11 protein-coding genes (1 of these 11 only partly in view) are annotated in these 17606 nt (G+C 65.3%); 1 reads left to right on the forward strand and 10 read right to left on the reverse strand.

The annotated features are described in order from the left end of the window. On the reverse strand, window positions 1-873 hold the 5' portion of the coding sequence (gene malQ, locus ACYVL5_RS21075) for a 4-alpha-glucanotransferase (RefSeq protein ID WP_460597538.1). The gene continues 621 nt to the left of window position 1, outside the view; only the first 873 of its 1494 coding nucleotides appear in the window; it begins with the start codon at window positions 871-873; the stop codon falls past the left edge of the window. Between the two features lie 152 nt (window positions 874-1025). On the opposite strand from malQ, the gene ACYVL5_RS21080 reads away from it, so the two are divergent. After that, window positions 1026-1190 (forward strand): hypothetical protein, encoded by a 165-nt coding sequence (locus ACYVL5_RS21080; RefSeq protein WP_460597539.1) that lies wholly within the window; start codon window positions 1026-1028, stop codon window positions 1188-1190. A 292-nt stretch (window positions 1191-1482) separates the two neighbouring features. On the opposite strand, the gene ACYVL5_RS21085 is transcribed toward ACYVL5_RS21080, so the two are convergent. The 9 genes from ACYVL5_RS21085 to ACYVL5_RS21125 all read right to left on the reverse strand — a co-directional run bounded on the left by ACYVL5_RS21085 (window position 1483) and on the right by ACYVL5_RS21125 (window position 17594). Beyond that, window positions 1483-2052, reverse strand: a complete 570-nt coding sequence (locus tag ACYVL5_RS21085) for a hypothetical protein (protein ID WP_460597540.1) — start codon at window positions 2050-2052, stop codon at window positions 1483-1485. Window positions 2053-2097: 45 nt separating this feature from the next. Beyond that, window positions 2098-9918 carry a chitobiase/beta-hexosaminidase C-terminal domain-containing protein gene (locus ACYVL5_RS21090; protein WP_460597541.1) on the reverse strand — a complete coding sequence of 2607 codons (7821 nt, stop codon included), beginning with the start codon at window positions 9916-9918 and terminating at the stop codon, window positions 2098-2100. A 158-nt stretch (window positions 9919-10076) separates the two neighbouring features. Then, window positions 10077-10493: a hypothetical protein gene (locus tag ACYVL5_RS21095; protein WP_460597542.1), complete on the reverse strand. Its 417-nt coding sequence runs from the start codon at window positions 10491-10493 to the stop codon at window positions 10077-10079. 466 nt (window positions 10494-10959) lie between these two features. Then, entirely contained in the window at window positions 10960-12804 is a 1845-nt protein-coding gene (ftsH, locus tag ACYVL5_RS21100) for an ATP-dependent metallopeptidase FtsH/Yme1/Tma family protein (RefSeq protein WP_460597543.1), read from the reverse strand. 270 nt (window positions 12805-13074) lie between these two features. Continuing rightward, on the reverse strand, window positions 13075-13950 hold the full coding sequence (gene cas6, locus ACYVL5_RS21105; protein ID WP_460597544.1) for a CRISPR system precrRNA processing endoribonuclease RAMP protein Cas6: 876 nt from the start codon (window positions 13948-13950) through the stop codon (window positions 13075-13077). Between the two features lie 84 nt (window positions 13951-14034). Then, window positions 14035-15000: a Tim44 domain-containing protein gene (locus tag ACYVL5_RS21110; protein ID WP_460597545.1), complete on the reverse strand. Its 966-nt coding sequence runs from the start codon at window positions 14998-15000 to the stop codon at window positions 14035-14037. A 79-nt stretch (window positions 15001-15079) separates the two neighbouring features. Then, window positions 15080-15874: an HD domain-containing protein gene (locus ACYVL5_RS21115; protein ID WP_460597546.1), complete on the reverse strand. Its 795-nt coding sequence runs from the start codon at window positions 15872-15874 to the stop codon at window positions 15080-15082. Further along, window positions 15867-16241, reverse strand: coding sequence for a PilZ domain-containing protein (locus ACYVL5_RS21120; protein WP_460597547.1), 375 nt, complete (start codon window positions 16239-16241; stop codon window positions 15867-15869). Before ACYVL5_RS21120 ends, ACYVL5_RS21115 begins: the two co-directional genes overlap by 8 nt. A 72-nt stretch (window positions 16242-16313) precedes the next feature. Beyond that, window positions 16314-17594, reverse strand: coding sequence for a class II fructose-bisphosphate aldolase (locus ACYVL5_RS21125; protein ID WP_460597548.1), 1281 nt, complete (start codon window positions 17592-17594; stop codon window positions 16314-16316). Between the last annotated feature and the right edge of the window lie 12 nt (window positions 17595-17606).

Here is a 17606-nt window from a genome sequence, read left to right on the forward strand (position 1 = left end):
GTCGTAGAGGGAGAGGTCGTTGCGCATCCGGGCGATCCACCAGCCATACCCCTCCTCCGCCATCCGGTCCCAGTTGTAGAGGGGATTCCCCCAGAGCTGGCCGGTCTTGCTGAAGTAATCGGGCGGCACCCCCGCCACCACGATCGGCCCCCCCTTCTCGTCCAGGTGAAAGAGATGGGGATTGGCCCAAACGTCGGAGGAGTCGTACGCCACGAAGATCGGCATGTCGCCGACGATGCTGATCTCGAGCACGTTCGCATAGCTCTTCAGCTGCCGCCACTGGTGGAAGAACTGCCACTGGAAATACTTCTGCTCGCCGATGGCGGGGCCAAGCTTGTCGCTCCAGGCCGCCAGCTCGGCGGGGTCCCGTCGCGCAATCGGGTCGGGCCAGTCCTTCCAGCTCTTCCCGGCGAAATGGTCCTTGAGCGCCATGAAGAGGGCGTAGTCGTGCAGCCAGAAGGTGGTATCGCAGAAATGCCAGAACTCCTCCTTCCGTTTCTGGGAGGCCTCGACGAAGAAGCGGGCGGCGGCCTGGCGCAAAAGCCCCATCTTGTAGATCTCGGTGGCGCCGAAGTCGACCCGGTCGCTGTTCGGGACCGGGGTGACCTCCTGGGAAAGCAGGTCACCGTCGCTCACGATCGACTCGAGGCTGATCAGCAGTGGGTTACCCGCGAACGCGGAATAGCAGGAGTACGGAGAGTTACCGTAGGCGGTGGGGCCAAGCGGCAGGATCTGCCAGAGCGACTGACCAGACTTGTGCAAAAACTCGACGAAATGGCGGGCCTCCTCGCCGAACGACCCGATCCCTCCGGGCCCGGGAAACGAACTGGGATGGAGAAGGATGCCGCTCTTTCTTTTTCTGGACATGGACACCTCGGTCGGATTGAAATGGAATGCAGGGAAGGCACGGACATCACTGGAGAATCGACCAGCCGAAGAAGGGCAGAGAGTACTATGACATAAAAAAGGTGGATTGCAAATTGCGGGGCTTTACCGGTTCCCGGAGTCATGGTATAGTCCCCGCCATGGAAACTATCAAGACAGCATCTTTCGAATCCCTGATTGAGTGCGCCGTCCCCAACGAGGAAGGCGGTTACGATTTCACCCTGGATGGCGAGGTTTTCAAGATCAAGGACACCCTGGAGATCACCCCCATCGCCACGAAGAAGGGTTACATCATCATCTACTAAGCGGCACACAAGCCGTAGAAACAGTCAAAGAAGGCGGAGAGTCATCCCTCGCCTTTTTTTGTGCCTTATGTCCCCCTCCCCCGTTCATGTCCCCCCTCCCTTCGACGAGATGCCGTCCAGGATCCCCTCACCGCTAAAGTTCGTAGGGTGGGCAGCCCTCTCCCCTCCAGCCGTCGGGTTTCCCCCCATCTCGCCAGGTCAGACCCGCGTGGGCACGGGGTGCCCACCCTACGCATAGAAAAGGCCGGCAGCCCCCTTGGGACTGCCGGCCTTTTTTGCTGCTCCCCCTACCCTACTGGTAAGTGGTGGTGAAGTTCAGGGTGTACCCGGGGCGGCTCACGATGGTCGGGTACGGGGTGGTCGGGAACCGCTGCCAGACCACCACCTGGGGATCCTGCCACGGGGTCGGTAAAGTCGGCTGCACGCCGGGGGTGGCCAGCTTGAACATGATGGTGGCGATCTCCTGGCCGCTCCCCGTGGCGCTGCTCGTGATGTTGCTCCCCGCGCTGTTGACCATGCTGACCGTCAGCTGCATGGTCTGGGTGTTGTAGGTACCGCTTATATCGGACTGCAGGAATCTCACCGGTCCCGACGGCACCACCGCCCCCGTCTTGAGCGGGAAGGTGTGGGCCGGGTAGTTCGAGGGAGCCGGCGAGGAGTAGTTGACCAGCACGCCGCTGGGTACCTGCACGGTGCTCTGGACCGAACCGACCGTGCAGTTGGTGGACATGTTTCCGAACAGCAGCACCTTGGTGACACCGGTGGTGACCGGCCCGGCGGCGGCGCCGCCGCCACCACCGCACCCGGTCAGGGTCACCGCCGCCCACAGTGCTACCAGAGCCGCTACAGTTATCTTCTTCATCTCATCCTCCTTACTGTTGTCGTAGCCTGGCTTCCGTCTGCCGTCCTACAGGGGGAGCAGTCCCACCTGGCGAAGCAGCAGCACGTACACGTCGCCGACATCGATCTTGCCGTCCGGGCTGGGGGCACCGTTTGCGAACGGGGCCACGTCGCCGTGGGCCAGGTCGAGCGGGGTGGCGGTCTGGATACCGTTGGCGATCTGCAGTGCCTTCATGGCGCTTTGCAGGTAGCTGCTGGTGCCCGGGAGCAGGCCGTCCTTGGCTCCGTAGGTTATGCTGGCGATGACCGGCGCGTACTGGGATCCGCCGCCCAGCGAGCCATCACGGAACCTTACGTACACCGTCTTGGTTCCTTCGCCGGCGGAGAGGGTCCAGACCTTGCTGGTGGCGTACGGTTCTTCCGCGGAGTAGACCACGCCGTCGTTGGAGAACTGCATGGTGCTCACCCCTTGCGGGTCGGTGGCCGAGAGCGTCAGGTTGACCGTGGGGCTGTTGGTCACCTGGGCGCCGTTGTTGATCTTGATGCTGGACACCATGTCGGGTGCGGTGTCGAGGGTCCAGGTTCCGGTATTGACCGGCTCGGCGTTGCCTGCCACGTCGACCGCGAAGTACCTGATGGTGGTGGTGGCGGTCACGACGAGCGGGTTATTGTACACCGCGGAGGCGGCGGTCGGGAGGCTGCCGTCCAGGGTGTAGTAGACGGTGGCCGGCTTGTTGGTGGTCAGTGTCACGTTGATCGGGCCGGCTGCGTACTCGCCTGCCACCGGGCCGGCGGTGGTCACCGGGGCCACGGTATCGAGGACGATGCTGGCGGTGACCGGGGCGTACAGGTTGCCGGTGGGGAGCGACTTGTCGCGGAACCTCACGTACACCGTCTTCGGACCGTCACCGGAGAGAAGGGTCCAGGCCTTGGTGATGGCGTAGGGCTCCTCGGCGGTGTAGTTCACCCCGTCGTTGGAGAAGGCCATGGTGGCGATCCCGACCGGGTCGGTTGCCGAGATGGTCAGGGCAACCGCGGTGGAATTGGTCCTAGGCTTGCCGTCGTTGATGGCCATGCTGGCCACCAGGTCGGTGGCGTGGACGGTCCAGGTCCCGGATTTGACCGACTCGGGGTTGCCGGCGGTATCCACACTGAAGTACTTGATGGTGGTGGTGTCGGCCAGCGAGATCGGCTGGTTGTAGAGCGTCGACGAGGTGGTCGGGGTGGAGCCGTCCAGGGTGTAGTAGGTGGTGGCGGGCTCGTTAGCCGACAGCGTTACCAGCACCGGCACGGTCGAGTAGGTCCCGGTGATCGGCCCGGCGGTGGTCACCGGCGGGGTGGTATCCAGGGTGATGGTGGCGGTGACCGGGTCGTAGAGCTGGCCGTTGGGGAGCGTCTGGTCGCGGAAGCGGACGTAGACGGTCTTCGGTCCGTCACCGGTTCCCAGGGTCCAGGCCTTGCTGGTCGCGTACGGCTCCTCGACGGTGAAGTTCACGCCGTCGTTGGAGAACTGCATGGTGGCGATCCCGACCGGGTCGATGGCGGAGAGCGACAGCGTCACGTTCGGGTTGTTGGTCACGGCTTGCGCGTTGTTGATGATCACGCTCGCGGTGAGGTCGGTTCCGTGCAGCACGTAGGTGGCCGACTTGACCGCCTCGGTGTTGCCCGCCGCGTCAACCCCGAAGAAGTTGACGGTGGTGGTCTGGGTCAGCGTGATCGGGCGTGCGTACACGCTGGAGGAGGTGGTCGGGATGGTGCCGTCCAGGGTGTAGTAGATGGTGGAGAGCTTGTTGGAGCTCAGGGCCACCTGCACCGCGGTCGAGGAGTACGGACCCGGGACCGGGTTGGTGGTGGTGACCGGCGGCACGGTATCCACGGCGATCACCGCGGTAACCGGGTCGTAGAGCACGCCGGAGGGGAGCGACAGGTCGCGGAAGCGGACGTACACGGTCTTCACGCCGTCACCCGGGGTGAGGGCCCAGACCTTGGCGGTCGCGTACGGCTCTTCGGTCGAGTAGTTGACGCCGTCGTTGGAGAACTGCATGCTCGCCACGCCGATCGGATCGACCGCGGAGAGCGTCAGGTTGACGGTGTTGTTGTTGGTGACCTTGGCCCCGCCGTTGATGGAGACCGAGGAGATCATGTCGGCGCTGTGGATGGTCCAGGTGCCCGATTTCACCGCCTCCTGGTTCCCCGCCACGTCCACCGCGAAGTACTTGAGGTTGGTGGTGGAGGCCAGGGCGATCGGGGTCGAGTAGGCCGCCGAGGCGGTGGTCGGGGTGGTCCCGTCGATGGTGTAGTAGATGGTCGCCGGCTTGTCGGTGGTCATGGTGACGGTGACCGGGGCCTGCGAGTAGTTACCCGGGATCGGGGTCACGCTGGTGACCGGGCTCACGGTATCCAGGGTGATCTGGGCGGCGACCGGCGGGTAGAGGACGCCGGTGGGAAGCGCCTTGTCGCGGAAGCGTACGTAGACGGTCTTCGGCCCGTCGCCCGGAACCAGGTTCCAGTTCTTGACGACGGCGTACGGCTCCTCGGCGGAGTAGATCACGTTGTCGTTGGAGAAGCTCATGGTGGCGACGCCGATCGGGTCGACCGCGCTGAGCGACAGGATCACCGCCGTGTTGTTGGTCCGGGTGGCGCCGCCGTTTACGGAGATGGCCCCGGTCAGGTCGGCCTGGTGGATGGACCAGGTCCCGCTGTTGACCGTTTCGGCGTTGCCCGCGGTATCCACCCCGAAGTACTTGATCGTGGTGGTGGCGGAGACCGAGATGGGTGCCAGGTAGACCGCGGAGGCGGTGGTCGGGGTCGAGCCGTCGATGGTGTAGTAGATGGTCGACTGCTTGTTGGAGGTCAGGGTGACCACCACCGGAGCCGTCGAGTAATCCCCCGGTATCGGCTGGGCGGTGGTTACCGGCGGGGTGGTGACCAGGTTGATGCTGGAGGTGACCGGCGGGTAGAGGACGCCCGACGGCAGCGACTTGTCGCGGAAGCGGACGTAGACGGTCTTCACGCCGTCACCGGCCGGGATCACCCAGCTCTTGGAGGTCGCGTACGGCTCCTCGGCGGTGTAGTTGCTACCGTCGTTGGAGACCTGCATGGTGGCGATGCCGACCGGGTCGGTTGCGTTCAGGGTCAGGTTGACGGTCGTGTTGTTGGTCTGGGTGGCGCCGTTGTTGATCACCACGCTCCCGGTGAGGTCGGCGGTGTGGATCACCCAGCTGTTGGTGTTGATCTGCTCCACGTTGCCCGCCGCATCCACCGAGAAGTACTTGATGGTGGTGGTGGCGGAGAGCATGATCGGGCCGGTGTAGATCGGGCTCGAGGTGGTCGGGACGGTGCCGTCCACCGTGTAGTAGGTGGTGGCCGGCTTGCTGGTGGAGAGGGTTATCTGCAAAGGCCCGCTCCCGTAGGTACCCGCCACCGGAGACGCGGTGGTGACCGGCGCTACGGTGTCCACCTTGATGGTGGCGGTCACCGGGTTGTACAGGAAGCCGGAGGGGAGCGCCTTGTCGCGGAAGCGGACGTAGACGGTCTTCATCCCGTCACCGGCGGTGAGGGTCCAGTTCTTGGTGGTGGCGTAGGCCTCCTCGGCGGAGAAGTTCACCCCGTCGTTGGAGAACTGCATGGTGGCGATCCCGGTCGGGTCGGTGGCGGAGAGTGCCAGGATGACCGACTGGTTGTTGGTGACCGTGGCGCCGTTGTTGATCAGCACGCTCCCCTGCATGTCGAGCGCGTGGATGGTCCAGGTACCGGTGTTGACCGCCTCGGTGTTGCCCGCCGCGTCCACCGCGAAGTACTTGATGGTGGTGGTCGAGGCGACCGAGACGGGGGCGATGTAGACCGGCGACGCGGTGGTCGGGGTGCTCCCGTCCACGGTGTAGTAGACGGTGGCGGCCTTGTTGGGGGTCAGCGTCACGAAGACCGGCGCCGTGGCGTAGATCCCCGGGGCCGGGGTGGCGGTGGTGGCCGGGATCACCGAGTCGAGCGTGATGCTGGCGGTGACCGGCGGGTAGAGGACGCCGGTGGGGAGCGCCTTGTCACGGAAGCGGACGTAGACGGTCTTGACCCCGGCACCGGCGGAGAGCGTCCAGGCCTTGGTGGAGAGGAACGGCTCCTCGGCGGTGTAGGTGACCCCGTCGTTGGAGAACTGCATGGTGGCCACCCCGGCCGGGTCGAAGGCGGAGAGGGTCAGGTTGACCGCGGTGGTGTTGGTGGCGGTGGCGCCGTTGTTGATCAAAACGCTCGCGGTCAGGTCCGGGGAATGGATCACCCAGGTATCGGATTTCACCGCCTCGGCCGTCCCGTTGGCGTCCACCGAGAAGTAGTTCACCGTGGTGGTCGTGGTAAGGCTCAGCGGCGCGGTGTACTGCGGCGACGCGGTGGTCGGGATGGTGCCGTCCAGGGTGTAGTAGGTGGTGGTGGGCGGAGCGACCGAGGTGGCGGTAAGGGTCACCACCACCGGCGACGCGGCGTAGATACCCGGCGGCGGGCTCGACACGGTGGTCGGCGGGGTCGGCGGAACCACGATGGAGTAGTTGAGTGTCTGGGTGATATCCGGGGTGGCGCTTGCCGTGGTACGCGCGTCCACGGTAATCACATAGTTGCCGACCGCGGCCGAGGCGGGAAGCGCCCAGTTGGGGTCGGTGCCCCAATCGCGGACCATCACGTTGGCTCCGCCGTTGGTGGAGAGCCAGAAGCGATACTCGTAGGCGACGGTGGTGCCGGCCACACCGGAGGTGGCACCGGAGCCGGCGGCGGTGAACTGCACCAGGGTCCCTACCACGTGCGGGGTCGGCTTGCTCGGCGAGATAGTCAGGCCAGTGGCCTTGGTCCAGTTCCCGGTCTTCACCGACAGGGCGACGACCGGGGCGGAGAAGCTCCCGTTGTTGAAGGAGTTATAGGCGGTCACCCGGTAGAGGTAGTTGGTGTTCGGGTTGACCGAGGTGTCGGTCCAGATCGGCGGATACTCCGGGATGAAGGAGACCAGGGAGTCCTTCGTCCAGGTGGTGCCGCCGTCGGTGGAGTGCTCCACCATGAACTGCGAGGGATCGGTCGGCGTGGTCGAGGTGGGAAGCGGCGCGCCGTCGGCCCACTGCAGGACGACCTGGTTCACGGCGCCGTTCACGTACGGGTTGATCGCGGTCGGGGCCCCGGGATCGCCCGGAACCGTCTGGCCGCCGATGTAGGCGGTCAGTCCGGTCGGCGCGGGCGGAACCGCGGTCGGGACCAGGAAGATCATCGAGCGCATGAAGTCGTTTTCCTCATGGCCCAGGATGTGGCAGTGCCAGACGTACTCGAACCCGTAGTTGACCGGCGCGTTGGCGACCGTGGAGGTGCCGCCGCCGCGGGCCGGGTCGGTGGTTACCGTAATGTTGGCGGTGGTCGGCTGGGTGACGTCGATCGGGCGGACGCTGTTCGGCAGGGCAAACGGCAACACCTGCTTCTTGGGACGCATGGCCACGATGACGTCCTCCAGCGGGTTCATCCTGATGGTCTCCTTCCAGCCGAGCTCGTTGTCGTCGGGGGGCCTGATGGCGCCGTCCCAGCCGACCCGGTTCAAGAGCTGCAGGTCGAAGAGGTGGAAATGGACCGGGTGGGTGTCGACCCCGTTATGGGTGATCTTCCACATGATCTCCTTGCCGTCGGAGAAGATCTCGGTCGCGGTGTCGACGTACCCCAGCGGGATGGTGGTCTGGATGAGGTTGTTGGTGAACGGAAGCTCGACCCCGAGGGTGGCGTTCATACGCCCCCACGGATCCCACAGCTCCTGGATCGCCTTAGGATTGAAGGGGATGGTTTTCGGCAGCGCGGCCTGGGGGGCAGGGTTGGCCACCGGGTCGTTGACAGGGATGGTCAACGAGTAGTCCTGGATCTTGGCGTAGGTGTCGGTGGGAGCGCCGTTCCAGGTCTCGGGGACGAGCGGGGCCGGCTGGCTCGAGTCGAAGACCGCCGGAAGCGCGGCCTTCAGCTTGGCCAAGTCGAAGGGGGTGCCGGGGGTGCCGGAGACCTGGAACTGCATGACGGTCCTGGTGTTCGGTCCGTAGCCGCGCAGGGTGGAAGGAGCCCCGCCACCCAAGGTCTGGTCCAGGTTGCCGGTGTAGTAGTCGTAGCGGCTGTCGAAGGCCGGGTTAGGTGCCGGGCCGTCGTTGTAAAGGATCAGCTTCGAGCCCGGGGGGACCTGGGAGAAGTCGACGACCACGTCGGCACGCTCGGCGGGCCCAAGCATCAGGGAGCGGAGCGAGGTGTTGAGTACCACGATGTTGCGGCGGTTATACTCGTAGCCGATCGGGCGGTTGGGGATTACCACCGGATTGCGGAGGAACCCCGCCTCGTTGCCGATCTGGATCATGTTGGGCCCCACGGTCGCCGGGTCCGGAACCCCTCCGTCCCTGCCGTCGGTGGGCCAGTCGGGGGGGAAGGTGGGGTTGGGGCCGGCCGGGACCATCTTGACCTCCTTGCCGGTCGGGTCGGCCGGGTCGGCGTAAAAGATGCTCAGGTTCAAGGTCCGGTCGTTGGCGGCGTTGAGGATCCTGAAGCGGTAGGGCTTGGGCTGAACCACGAGGTACGGGTAGGCGGTCCCGTTGACCACCGGAGTATCCATGAAGGCCTCGGGGGTGGTGCTCGGGTCGGGAAGCTTCGCGTTGGCGGGGTCAATAGTTACCGGAGGCCAGAACCAGGGGCCGTAATCCCAGCGGCCGAAGGGGTTGGCACCGTCCGGGCTGTTGGGGTCCTGGTTGGCCTCGTAGACGTGCGGGAACCAGAGGTCGCCGTAGGCTCCCCAGGGCTGCTGCGTCTTGTTCCGGAGCACCTTGGTCTGGGCGTAGGCCGGCCCCCCCAGGGAGGTGAGCTGGTAGTTCCAGGCGGCATCCTGTACGTCGATGTTCTGGGGGACGAAGGTCTTGTCCTGGATGACGAGCGGTATCCCGTAACGGTAGACGCCCCCCAGGTTGGGCAGGGTCCCGTTGTTGATCAGGGTGTCCTCCGCCGGGTCGGTAATGAGGTAACCGGCCGCCTCGCCCGCGTAGACGTTGAGGCGGGTGATCCCGTAGCTGTGGTCGTGGTAGAACATGAAGCGGCCACTTTGCTCGTTGCTCCAGAAGAAGGTCAGCTCACCCTGGCCGGTGGGAGGCATGTCGGGGACGTCCTCGGCCGAGGCCCCCTTCTGGTAGGGGGTGGATAACTCCCCGACCGGCACCGTCCACTGATGGGGAGTGCCGTCGCTGATCCAGGGGGAGTTGCCGCCGTGCAGGTGGAGGGTGGCGCGGTTTTGCGTATAGTTCCCCGAGTAGTTGTGAAAGGCGGGAACCACCCCGCCGAACTGGGCGGCGAAGTCTCCCTTGGGACCTTTGCCGGCCCCCATCAGGGATGGGTCTACGGGGAGAAAGAGATTGCCGGCGGCTCCGGTGGGGAGGAGGTTGCGGAACTTGATGCGGACCGGCTTCCCGTTACCGTTCACGCCGGCGGGGAGGGTCGGGTCGTAGCGCCGGGCGATGATGAGCGGTCCCAGGTACTGGTTGACGTTTTGCACGGTGGGGTCGGTGCTGTTCAACTGGGTGTACCCCCTGAGCCTGGTCGCCTTCGGAAGGTCCGAATGCATCTGCTGGGTGTACTCCTTGAGCCCGATCTCGTAGTAGTCCGATCCGGGATAGGTGGTGGTGTCCGGAATGGCAACCGGGATGTACTGCCCGAGGTTGTTCTTGTTGGCCGCCCCCAATCCCGGCAGGCTGTCCACGAACTTGCGCAGGGCCGTTCCCGAGGCCCCCCCCGCCGGGCTGTTGGCGTAATAGGTGCCGCCGCCCGGGCCGGCCTGGACCGGGACCCCCCAGGCCAAAGCGGCGAGCACCACCATTAACTGGGTAACTCTCCACAAAACATGTCTCTTCATCGTCGACCCCTTCTGCTGCGAAAGATGGTACTCCGGCCGGTAATCGCGGTCCGGCCGGAGCATGACCGGGAACTGCTGATATGGGAGCGAGGGATACCCTCGATAACCTGAGAAACGGCTCGGCATGGATCACGGGCCATCCGGGCCGCGAGGCGCGCCTACTGGGCCGCGGCCCCTTCCATCATGAGTTTCGCCCTGCCTTCCCTCGCCTGTTCCACGTATCCGACCAGCGAGCGGCGCCCCTTGGGATGGTAGTTGGGAGGGGGCCCCAGCTCGACGGCGGAGTCGTTGGCCTGCGGCGGTGGGGAGGTGGCAGCGGCGGCGGTTTGCATCGGCATCGGGCTCGGCGCGGCCTGAGTCGCGCCGTAGGTTCCGCCCCCGGCGGTGGGGGCGGGAGGGGTGAGAGCGGCGGCCTGCGGTCTGGCGTAGGCCGGGGCGACCGGGACCGGCTCTTGCCGGGGGTCCCCCACGCAGACGGCCTCGAAGCGATCCGCGAACTCAACCACGTGGCACTGGGTACCGGCGGCAGCCAGGGACGGGTAAAGCAGCAGCAGTACGAGGATCGGGGCCCTCATGGCTTTGCACTCACAAAGAGGTGATGGGGAACGCGAAGAGAGTTACTCACTGCGAAGGCTCCCCGCGTCGAGGGGATCACTGCCATTGAACGGGCATTGACTGGTGCTTTCATAACTACTCCCCCATCTCAATCGACCTTTGGAAATTCCCCATAGAGCACAGCGACTCTAAGGAAGAACCTGGCGGCCGAAAGCCTGTTGTCCACAGCTAGTACAATTACTGTGCCCAGGAGACTGACACAGGGACAACATTCAAAGAATCAAACAGTTACGGGGCAGAACAGGAGTCAGTGAGGGGGGTGAAGGGGTGAGAATTTTTGTAGGGGAAGAACGCCGCGGGAGGGGGTAAAAGCCGGTTTCTTAGGAATTACTTCATGTTATTTCCGCTGTTTACAGATACCTGTCGCGTTTCGAGACAGCTCTATTTTCAGCACAGAGAGGAAACAGGGAAGGGACGGGAGGGGGATCAGCTGGCGGCGAGGATCTCGTCGACCCGCTCGCCGGTCAGGGTCTCCTCGTCCAGGAGGGCCTGGGCGAGCGCGTTGAGCTTCGAGCGGTTGGCGGAGACGAGCTCGTCGGCCTTCCCCTCCGCACCCCGGATGAGGGAGGAGATCTCCTGGTCGATCAGCCAGGCCATCTCCTCGGAGAAGGTCTTCTCCTCCGCGAGCTTCATCCCGAGGAAGGGGTGCTCCTCGCCCCGCGGAAAGGTCATCGGGCCGATGGTTTCGCTCATCCCCCACTGGCAGACCATCTTCTCGGCGAGCTCGGTCACGTACTTTAGATCGCTCTGGGCCCCGGAGGAGATGTCGTTGAAGACCTGCCGCTCGGCCACCCTTCCCCCCAGCGCCACGCAGAGGCGGTTCACCAGGTAGGCCCGCGGGTAGTGGTAGCGGTCGTCCTCGGGGAGCTGCTGGGTCACCCCGAGCGCCCGCCCGCGCGGGAGGATGGTGACCTTGTGGACCGGATCGGTGCTCGGCAAAAGGCGCGCCACCAGGGCGTGCCCCGCCTCGTGGAAGGCGGTGATCCTCTTCTCGTCGTCGGAGATCACCATGTGGCGCTCCCCTCCCATGAGGATCTTGTCCTTGGCCCGCTCCAGGTCGTCCAGCCCGACCACTACCTTGTTGTCGCGGGCCGCCAGGATGGCCGCCTCGTTGACGAGCCCCTCCAGGTCGGCGCCGGTCATCCCCGGGGTCCCCTTGGCGATCACCGCGAGGTCCACGTCCGGCCCCAGCGGGATCTTCCTGGTGTGGACCCGGAGGATCTTCTCCCGGTCGCGCCAGTCGGGACGCTCGATAACCACGTGGCGGTCGAAGCGCCCGGGGCGGAGCAGCGCCGGGTCGAGCACGTCGGGGCGGTTGGTTGCCGAGAGCACCACCAGTTCGGTGTGGGGATCGAAGCCGTCCATCTCTGAGAGGAGCTGGTTCAAGGTCTGCTCCCGCTCGTCGTGGCCGCCGCCGAAGCCTGCCCCGCGGCTTCTCCCGACCGCGTCGAGCTCGTCGATGAAGATGATGGAGGGGACCACCTTGCGTGCGCTGGCGAAAAGATCGCGCACCCGGCTCGCCCCCACCCCCACGAACATCTCGATGAAGGCCGAGGCGGAGATGGAGAAAAAGGGCACCCCCGCCTCGCCGGCCACGGCACGCGCCAGCAGCGTCTTGCCGGTTCCCGGCGGCCCGACCAGGAGCACCCCCTTGGGGACCTTGCCGCCGATCTGCTGGAACTTCCTGGGCTCCTTCAGGTACTCCACCACCTCCCTTAGCTCCTGCTTGGCCTCCTCCATCCCCGCCACATCGGCGAAGGTGACGTCGATCCTTTCCGAGGTATAGGTCTTGGCCCCCGAGCGGGCGAACCCTCCCATCATGGCCCCCGGCCCCTGCGACTTCATGCCGCGGGCGATGAACCACCAGACCCCGATGATCAGCAGCCACGGGAGGAGGTAGAGGAGGATCCCCCCCATCGCGGAGGTCTCGGTCGGCACCGAGGTCACCTCGACCTTGCGCAGGGACAGTTCGGGGAGCAGGGTGGGGTCCCCGATGGCAGGGACGTTCGTGGAGAAAAGGGTGGTGCTGACGGGAGGACTCTTGGGCTCCGGGGCCGGGAGCTTGACGGCGTTGCGGAACTCGCCCCGGATGCCGTTTCCCCGCAGGGTGACCCGTTTCACGTTGTCGGTGGCGAGCTCGTCGCGGAAGCGGCTGTAGCTGATCTCCACCCCGCGCTCCGCGGTCTGCTTCACCATGGAGCCGTAGAAGAGATCGAGCAGCAGCACGAGAAGTGCCGTTACCAGCAGCGGTTTCCAGATCGATTGACCCATGGGGGCTCCGGAAGGAAGATGAGGCGGCTATACGGGATTTTAACTGAAAAGGGAGACTTTACAAGGAAAGTGCCAAACGGCGTTGGTTGCGGACTCCGGGGCTCCGGGGCTCCGGGGAGTCCGGGTGTGATCAAAAACCTCCCTCACCCGGCCTTCGGCCACCCCTGAAGGGGCGAGGGTATATAGTATCGTCCCCTCCCCTTCAAGGGGAGGGTCAGGGTGAGGATGGGGGTCAGCCGGGGAGTGCGGGAGGATAGCTAGCGCACGGGGTCAGCCTTCGAGCCGGTAGGCGCCGAAGCCGAAGGAGGCGTTTTTGCCAAGGTGGGTAGCCTGGCCGAGCTGCAGGAGGAGGTGGAAAGGCTCCAACTCTCCCTGGAAGGTGGCGCTCCCGAGGATACCGAGCTGGCGTCCTCCCCGGGTCACGGTCCGGAATTCGGCAGCCACTGTCCGCACCTCCTCGCTTCGCCCCGAAAGCCATCCGTAGTCGAGCTCCGCCTCCACCCCCTCGTAGTAGTAGGCGAGCGCGGAGATCCGGCGCATGAGGGCGCGGGCCAGGTGGGAGAAGTCGGGAGCGTGCAGCGGGCGGCCATCCTTCACCAGTTTAAGCGGGGTCACCAGGTGCAGGGTCAGCCGGTCGGAGGGAAGCGGCCCGCACGAGGAGGGGTCGAGTGAGCCGAGCAGCGGAAGCTCCGGCTCCCCCCCTTCGGCTACCACGGTCCGCCCTCCCCCCGGACACTCGGCCTCGGTGGCGACCACCCGCCCCCCCTTCCCCTCGATGAGGAGACGGGCGGCGCCCAGAAAGCCGGCAGCCTGCTGGATGGCGTTACCGAACAGGGTCAGGGAGCACTCGCAGCGGGTTTGCCGGGGGGCGCCCGCAGCCAGGAGCGGGAAACGGAACACGAAGGGGAGCGGCGGCTTCTGGTGGCGGCGCACCGCCTCGGGGTCGCGGGCAAGCTGCTGTCCGAAGCTGGAGGGGAAGGGACAGCCGGCCTGGTCCCGGCACCCGGCGCAGACCCCCCGCCGGCAGCCGAGGGTCTGCCGGAAGGCGGTCTCGAAGTCGGAACGGCTGGCGAAAAGGGCGTACGGATCCGGGGGTGCTTCGGGGAGGGTTACCGTAAAGATGAGCTTGAGGTAGTGGAGTTCCACGAGGTTTCTCTTCCCCGGCGGCTTCCCGGGGGGCCGGCTGTCCGGCGCCGGCCCCCCGGGGAAGGAGACGGGAAACGATGGAGCCTACGCCTGGTTGATGGCGGAGAGCTTCCAGGGGTTGTTGCCGACCGGGCGGGTGAAGGTCCAGTACTCCTCGAACTTCACCGGGTCGGTCTTGCTCCCGGAGACCACCTGGCCGGTGGTATCGTCGGTCGTGTAGTCGAGGAGGTTCGCGTAGATCATGACGGTGACGAAATCCTGGCCGCTCTCCTGCCAGGCCTCGGAGACCTCGACGCTCCTCACCGCGATGTTCTCGAGGCGGTTGACCCGCTTCTCACGCAGCATGGTGTCGATGTCTCCCTGCAGGATCCGCCGCATGTCGTCGGTCAAAAGCGCAGAGACCACGGAGAGATCGCGGTTCATCCAGGCCCCCTGGATCTTGAAGAAGATGTCCATGACGCTGTCGCTGAAGCGCTTCTCGTCGAAGCCCGGGTCCATCTGCCTGATGTAGGAAAGCCCCTCCTCCACCTCGTTACGGGCGTTGATCTCGCGGTAGCCGCCGCCGGACACGGCGTCCTGCTGGTAGTCGCCCATGTTGATGACCCGGCCGCTACCGTCGGAGCTCTCCTGGCGGGAGCGGTTCTTGACCACGAAGCGGTAGATCAGGTAGCCGATCCCCAGCAGCAGGACGATGTCGAAGAGGCCGATCCCGCCGCCGGAGCCGTAGCCGCCGCCGAAGCCCAGCGAGCGGAAGAGCATGCCGCCCAGCACGCCGCCGGCGAGGCCGCCAAGGAAGCTTCTCCCGAAGCCGCCCATCGGACGGGAAGCCGGCTGCTGGTACGGGGTCGCCGGCGAGGGGGTCGAGGGAGCATACTGCTGACGGTACGGTGCCTGGGAGGGGGGTGCCGCCGGGGTCATGTAGCTTCGGGAGCCCCTGCTCCCCATCGAACGCCCACCACCGGCGCGGGCGTGAGCGTCCTGGTCGAGGGCGGTCAGCACACTCAGCGAAAGTGCGGCGAGTATGAAGAAAATCCGGAGACAACGTTTCATCATCATGCTCCTTTCTGTACTGCGGTCAGGGGCGCACCATTGCGCACGCTGAGAAAGCTAATCATCGGCAGGCGAGAAGTCAAGGGAGCGAGAGACGCCGCTTGAGATGCGCCTGCACCTCGGCGACCGCCTTTTGGACATCATCAAAGTGGGGAAGGGTGGAGGCGAGCTCGTCGAGGAGTCCCCGCTCGCTGATTAACGCGAGGGTACTGCGGAAATTAATATCATAAAGCCAGCTCAGTTGCAGCAGTTTAAAATCATTGAGAGTTTTAACCGTGGCGAGCCTCACCAGTTTCCCATGGGAGAGATCGTCCAGAACCTCGGCTGAGCAGACCGGAACGTCGGGGAAGCCTAGTCCGGCGGCTGAGGCCCGGTCCCCCTCGGGGGCGTAGAAGTACTCGATGAAGACCCGCCAGATGTCGAGCTTGTCGGCGTCCCGCACCACTCTCAACAGATCCTCCGCCTCGGGGGAGAGGCCGGCCGGGATCTGGTAGACGTTGTGGAGCCGCACCGCGGTCAGCACGCTGTCGCGTTCGGTCTTGGGGAGGAAATCGAGCACGCCCGCCTCGCCGGCGATGCGGGCGGAGAGATGGGCGTGGTTCAGGGATTCGCTGTCCTTGAAGGTGCGGTATTCGCGGTACTGGGGGAATCTGCCGAGGTCGTGGCAAAGGGCGGCCGCCTCGGCCAGGAGCTGCCGGTGGGGATCGCCGTCGCCGGTGATGAGGCGGGCACCTTCGCGGACCTTGACGGTATGGAGGGCTTTGAGGTCGTAGTTACGCTGCGCCGCGCCGTCGTCGCTACGGTAGGAGGCGCAGAACGTGTCGAACCACTCCGCGAGGGAGGCCAGATCCGACACCGGGAGCTCTTCAGGCATCTTTTCCCTTCTTGATCAGGTAGTCGGAGAACTCGGACATCACCCGGTCGTCGTCCGCCAGCTGGTAGGTGATGATGCTCCGGAGGTGGGCGAAGGAATCGGCGTCCATCTTGTCGAAGTGGCAGCCGATCCCGCCCGGGACCAGGCGGGCCACCTCCCCCTTGACGTTGATGACCACCGGGGTGGTGGAGGCCGAGAGGTAGATGGTGATCTCCACCGGGGTCCCCGGTTCCAGATGCTGATCGGTCTCCAGGTAGAGGCCGTGCAGGCTCAGGTCCTTGACGTCCCCCTTGATGACCGCTCCGTCCGTTTGCAGCAAAGCCGACACCCTGAACTCTACCCGGGAAAAGTTTCGCCTCTCTTCCATGATGTCCCCCTCACGCCGGTAAAAAAAGGGGGCGAGGGCCCCCTTTCCTTCTACAGTGCTGAACCGCAAGGCCTAATCTTCGAAGTTGCCGGCCGGCCCTTTGTCCCTGGAGAGCCCCTGTGCCTGCTGGGCGAGCTTCTCCTTGGTCCACTCGGCCGGGTTCTCGACCCGCTTCCCTTTCGGGCCGAGGTCGTAGGAGCCGGCCTTGAGGATGGCGTCGATGGCAAGCGGAGCGGTGTCGCCGGAGTTGAAGACCTTGGTGATCAGCTGGAAGGCGAACTCCTCGACCCGCTTGCACATCCGCTCGCGGACCTCTTTGGGCTGGGCCAGGAGCTTGTTCTCGAACGGGAGGTTCAAGTTCTTGTAGTCACCCTTCTTCCACCCCTTGGAGTCGGCGAAGGCGACCATCTCGGCCCACATCTCCTCGGTCATCCCTTCGCCCTTCACCTTGATGAACTTGCCGTCGGCGTCGAGCTTGGCGTTGCCGTACTCGTTCACCTCGAGCCCCCAGGAGACGAACTGCAGCGCGGTGGCGACGTTGGCCTTGGTGGTGCGGGTCTTCTGGGCGATCTGGCGCAGCCTGTCGTAGGAGTTGCCGGAGGTGCCGTGCTGGGCGCCGTTCACGCCGTACTGCTTGATCGCCTCGTGGATCTCGGCGGTCAGCTCGACCTGGATGCCGGCGTCGGAGGCCTCGATCCCGTGGGTGGTGCCGTTGTTGAGGGCGATCCAGTCGGGGAAGACGTCGTGGGCGTTCAGGCCGCGGATCAGGAAGAGCGCCTCGGCAACGGTGGAGAGCCCCTCTTTACCCTTGATCTCGCCGACTTCGGTTTCGAGACCGGCCCAGGCGGGGATGAAGCTGTTGAGCTCCAGGTTGGCCAAGAGGTTGTCCTCGTCGGGGAGGTGGGAAGCGTCGATGGCGATGGAGGTGATGCCGGCGTCGAACATGCTCGGGATCTCGACCTTGGCGGCGGCCACGTCGGCGGCCCCCTTGATCCCGTAGTGGTCGGCGTGGATGGCGACCGGGACGGTGACTCCCAGCTCGTTGCAGACAGCGTCGACCTGGCGGGCCATGTTCCAGTAGTTGACCGGGCAGTACGCCTTCTGGCCACCCTCGGATTTGGCGATCTCGATGATGACGGCGGCGTTGGCGCGCTGGGCGGCGGCCAGCACCCCGCGGATCACGAAGTGGTTGCGGCCGTTGGCGGCCAGCGCCAGGGCGTGCCCCTTGGCGTTCATCGCGCGGTCGACGACCTTGCCGCTGACCAAGAGTGCCTTGGAGTTGGGAAACAGCTTGGCGACGTTAGGCGGACGGCCGACCTCGAGAGCCTTGGTGAAATCCGAAGTAGAAGACATATCCCCTCCTTT

Source organism: Geomonas sp. Red276, from assembly GCF_054784495.1.

What these genes read in the sequence shown, in the direction of transcription:
- ACYVL5_RS21085 (WP_460597540.1), bottom strand. Translation starts at nt 2,052, where the DNA reads ATGAAGAAGATAACTGTAGCGGCTCTGGTAGCACTGTGGGCGGCGGTG.
- ACYVL5_RS21095 (WP_460597542.1), bottom strand. Translation starts at nt 10,493, where the DNA reads ATGAGGGCCCCGATCCTCGTACTGCTGCTGCTTTACCCGTCCCTGGCT.
- ACYVL5_RS21120 (WP_460597547.1), bottom strand. Translation starts at nt 16,241, where the DNA reads ATGGAAGAGAGGCGAAACTTTTCCCGGGTAGAGTTCAGGGTGTCGGCT.
- ftsH (WP_460597543.1), bottom strand. Translation starts at nt 12,804, where the DNA reads ATGGGTCAATCGATCTGGAAACCGCTGCTGGTAACGGCACTTCTCGTG.
- ACYVL5_RS21110 (WP_460597545.1), bottom strand. Translation starts at nt 15,000, where the DNA reads ATGAAACGTTGTCTCCGGATTTTCTTCATACTCGCCGCACTTTCGCTG.
- ACYVL5_RS21090 (WP_460597541.1), bottom strand. Translation starts at nt 9,918, where the DNA reads ATGAAGAGACATGTTTTGTGGAGAGTTACCCAGTTAATGGTGGTGCTC.
- ACYVL5_RS21115 (WP_460597546.1), bottom strand. Translation starts at nt 15,874, where the DNA reads ATGCCTGAAGAGCTCCCGGTGTCGGATCTGGCCTCCCTCGCGGAGTGG.
- ACYVL5_RS21125 (WP_460597548.1), bottom strand. Translation starts at nt 17,594, where the DNA reads ATGTCTTCTACTTCGGATTTCACCAAGGCTCTCGAGGTCGGCCGTCCG.
- ACYVL5_RS21080 (WP_460597539.1), top strand. Translation starts at nt 1,026, where the DNA reads ATGGAAACTATCAAGACAGCATCTTTCGAATCCCTGATTGAGTGCGCC.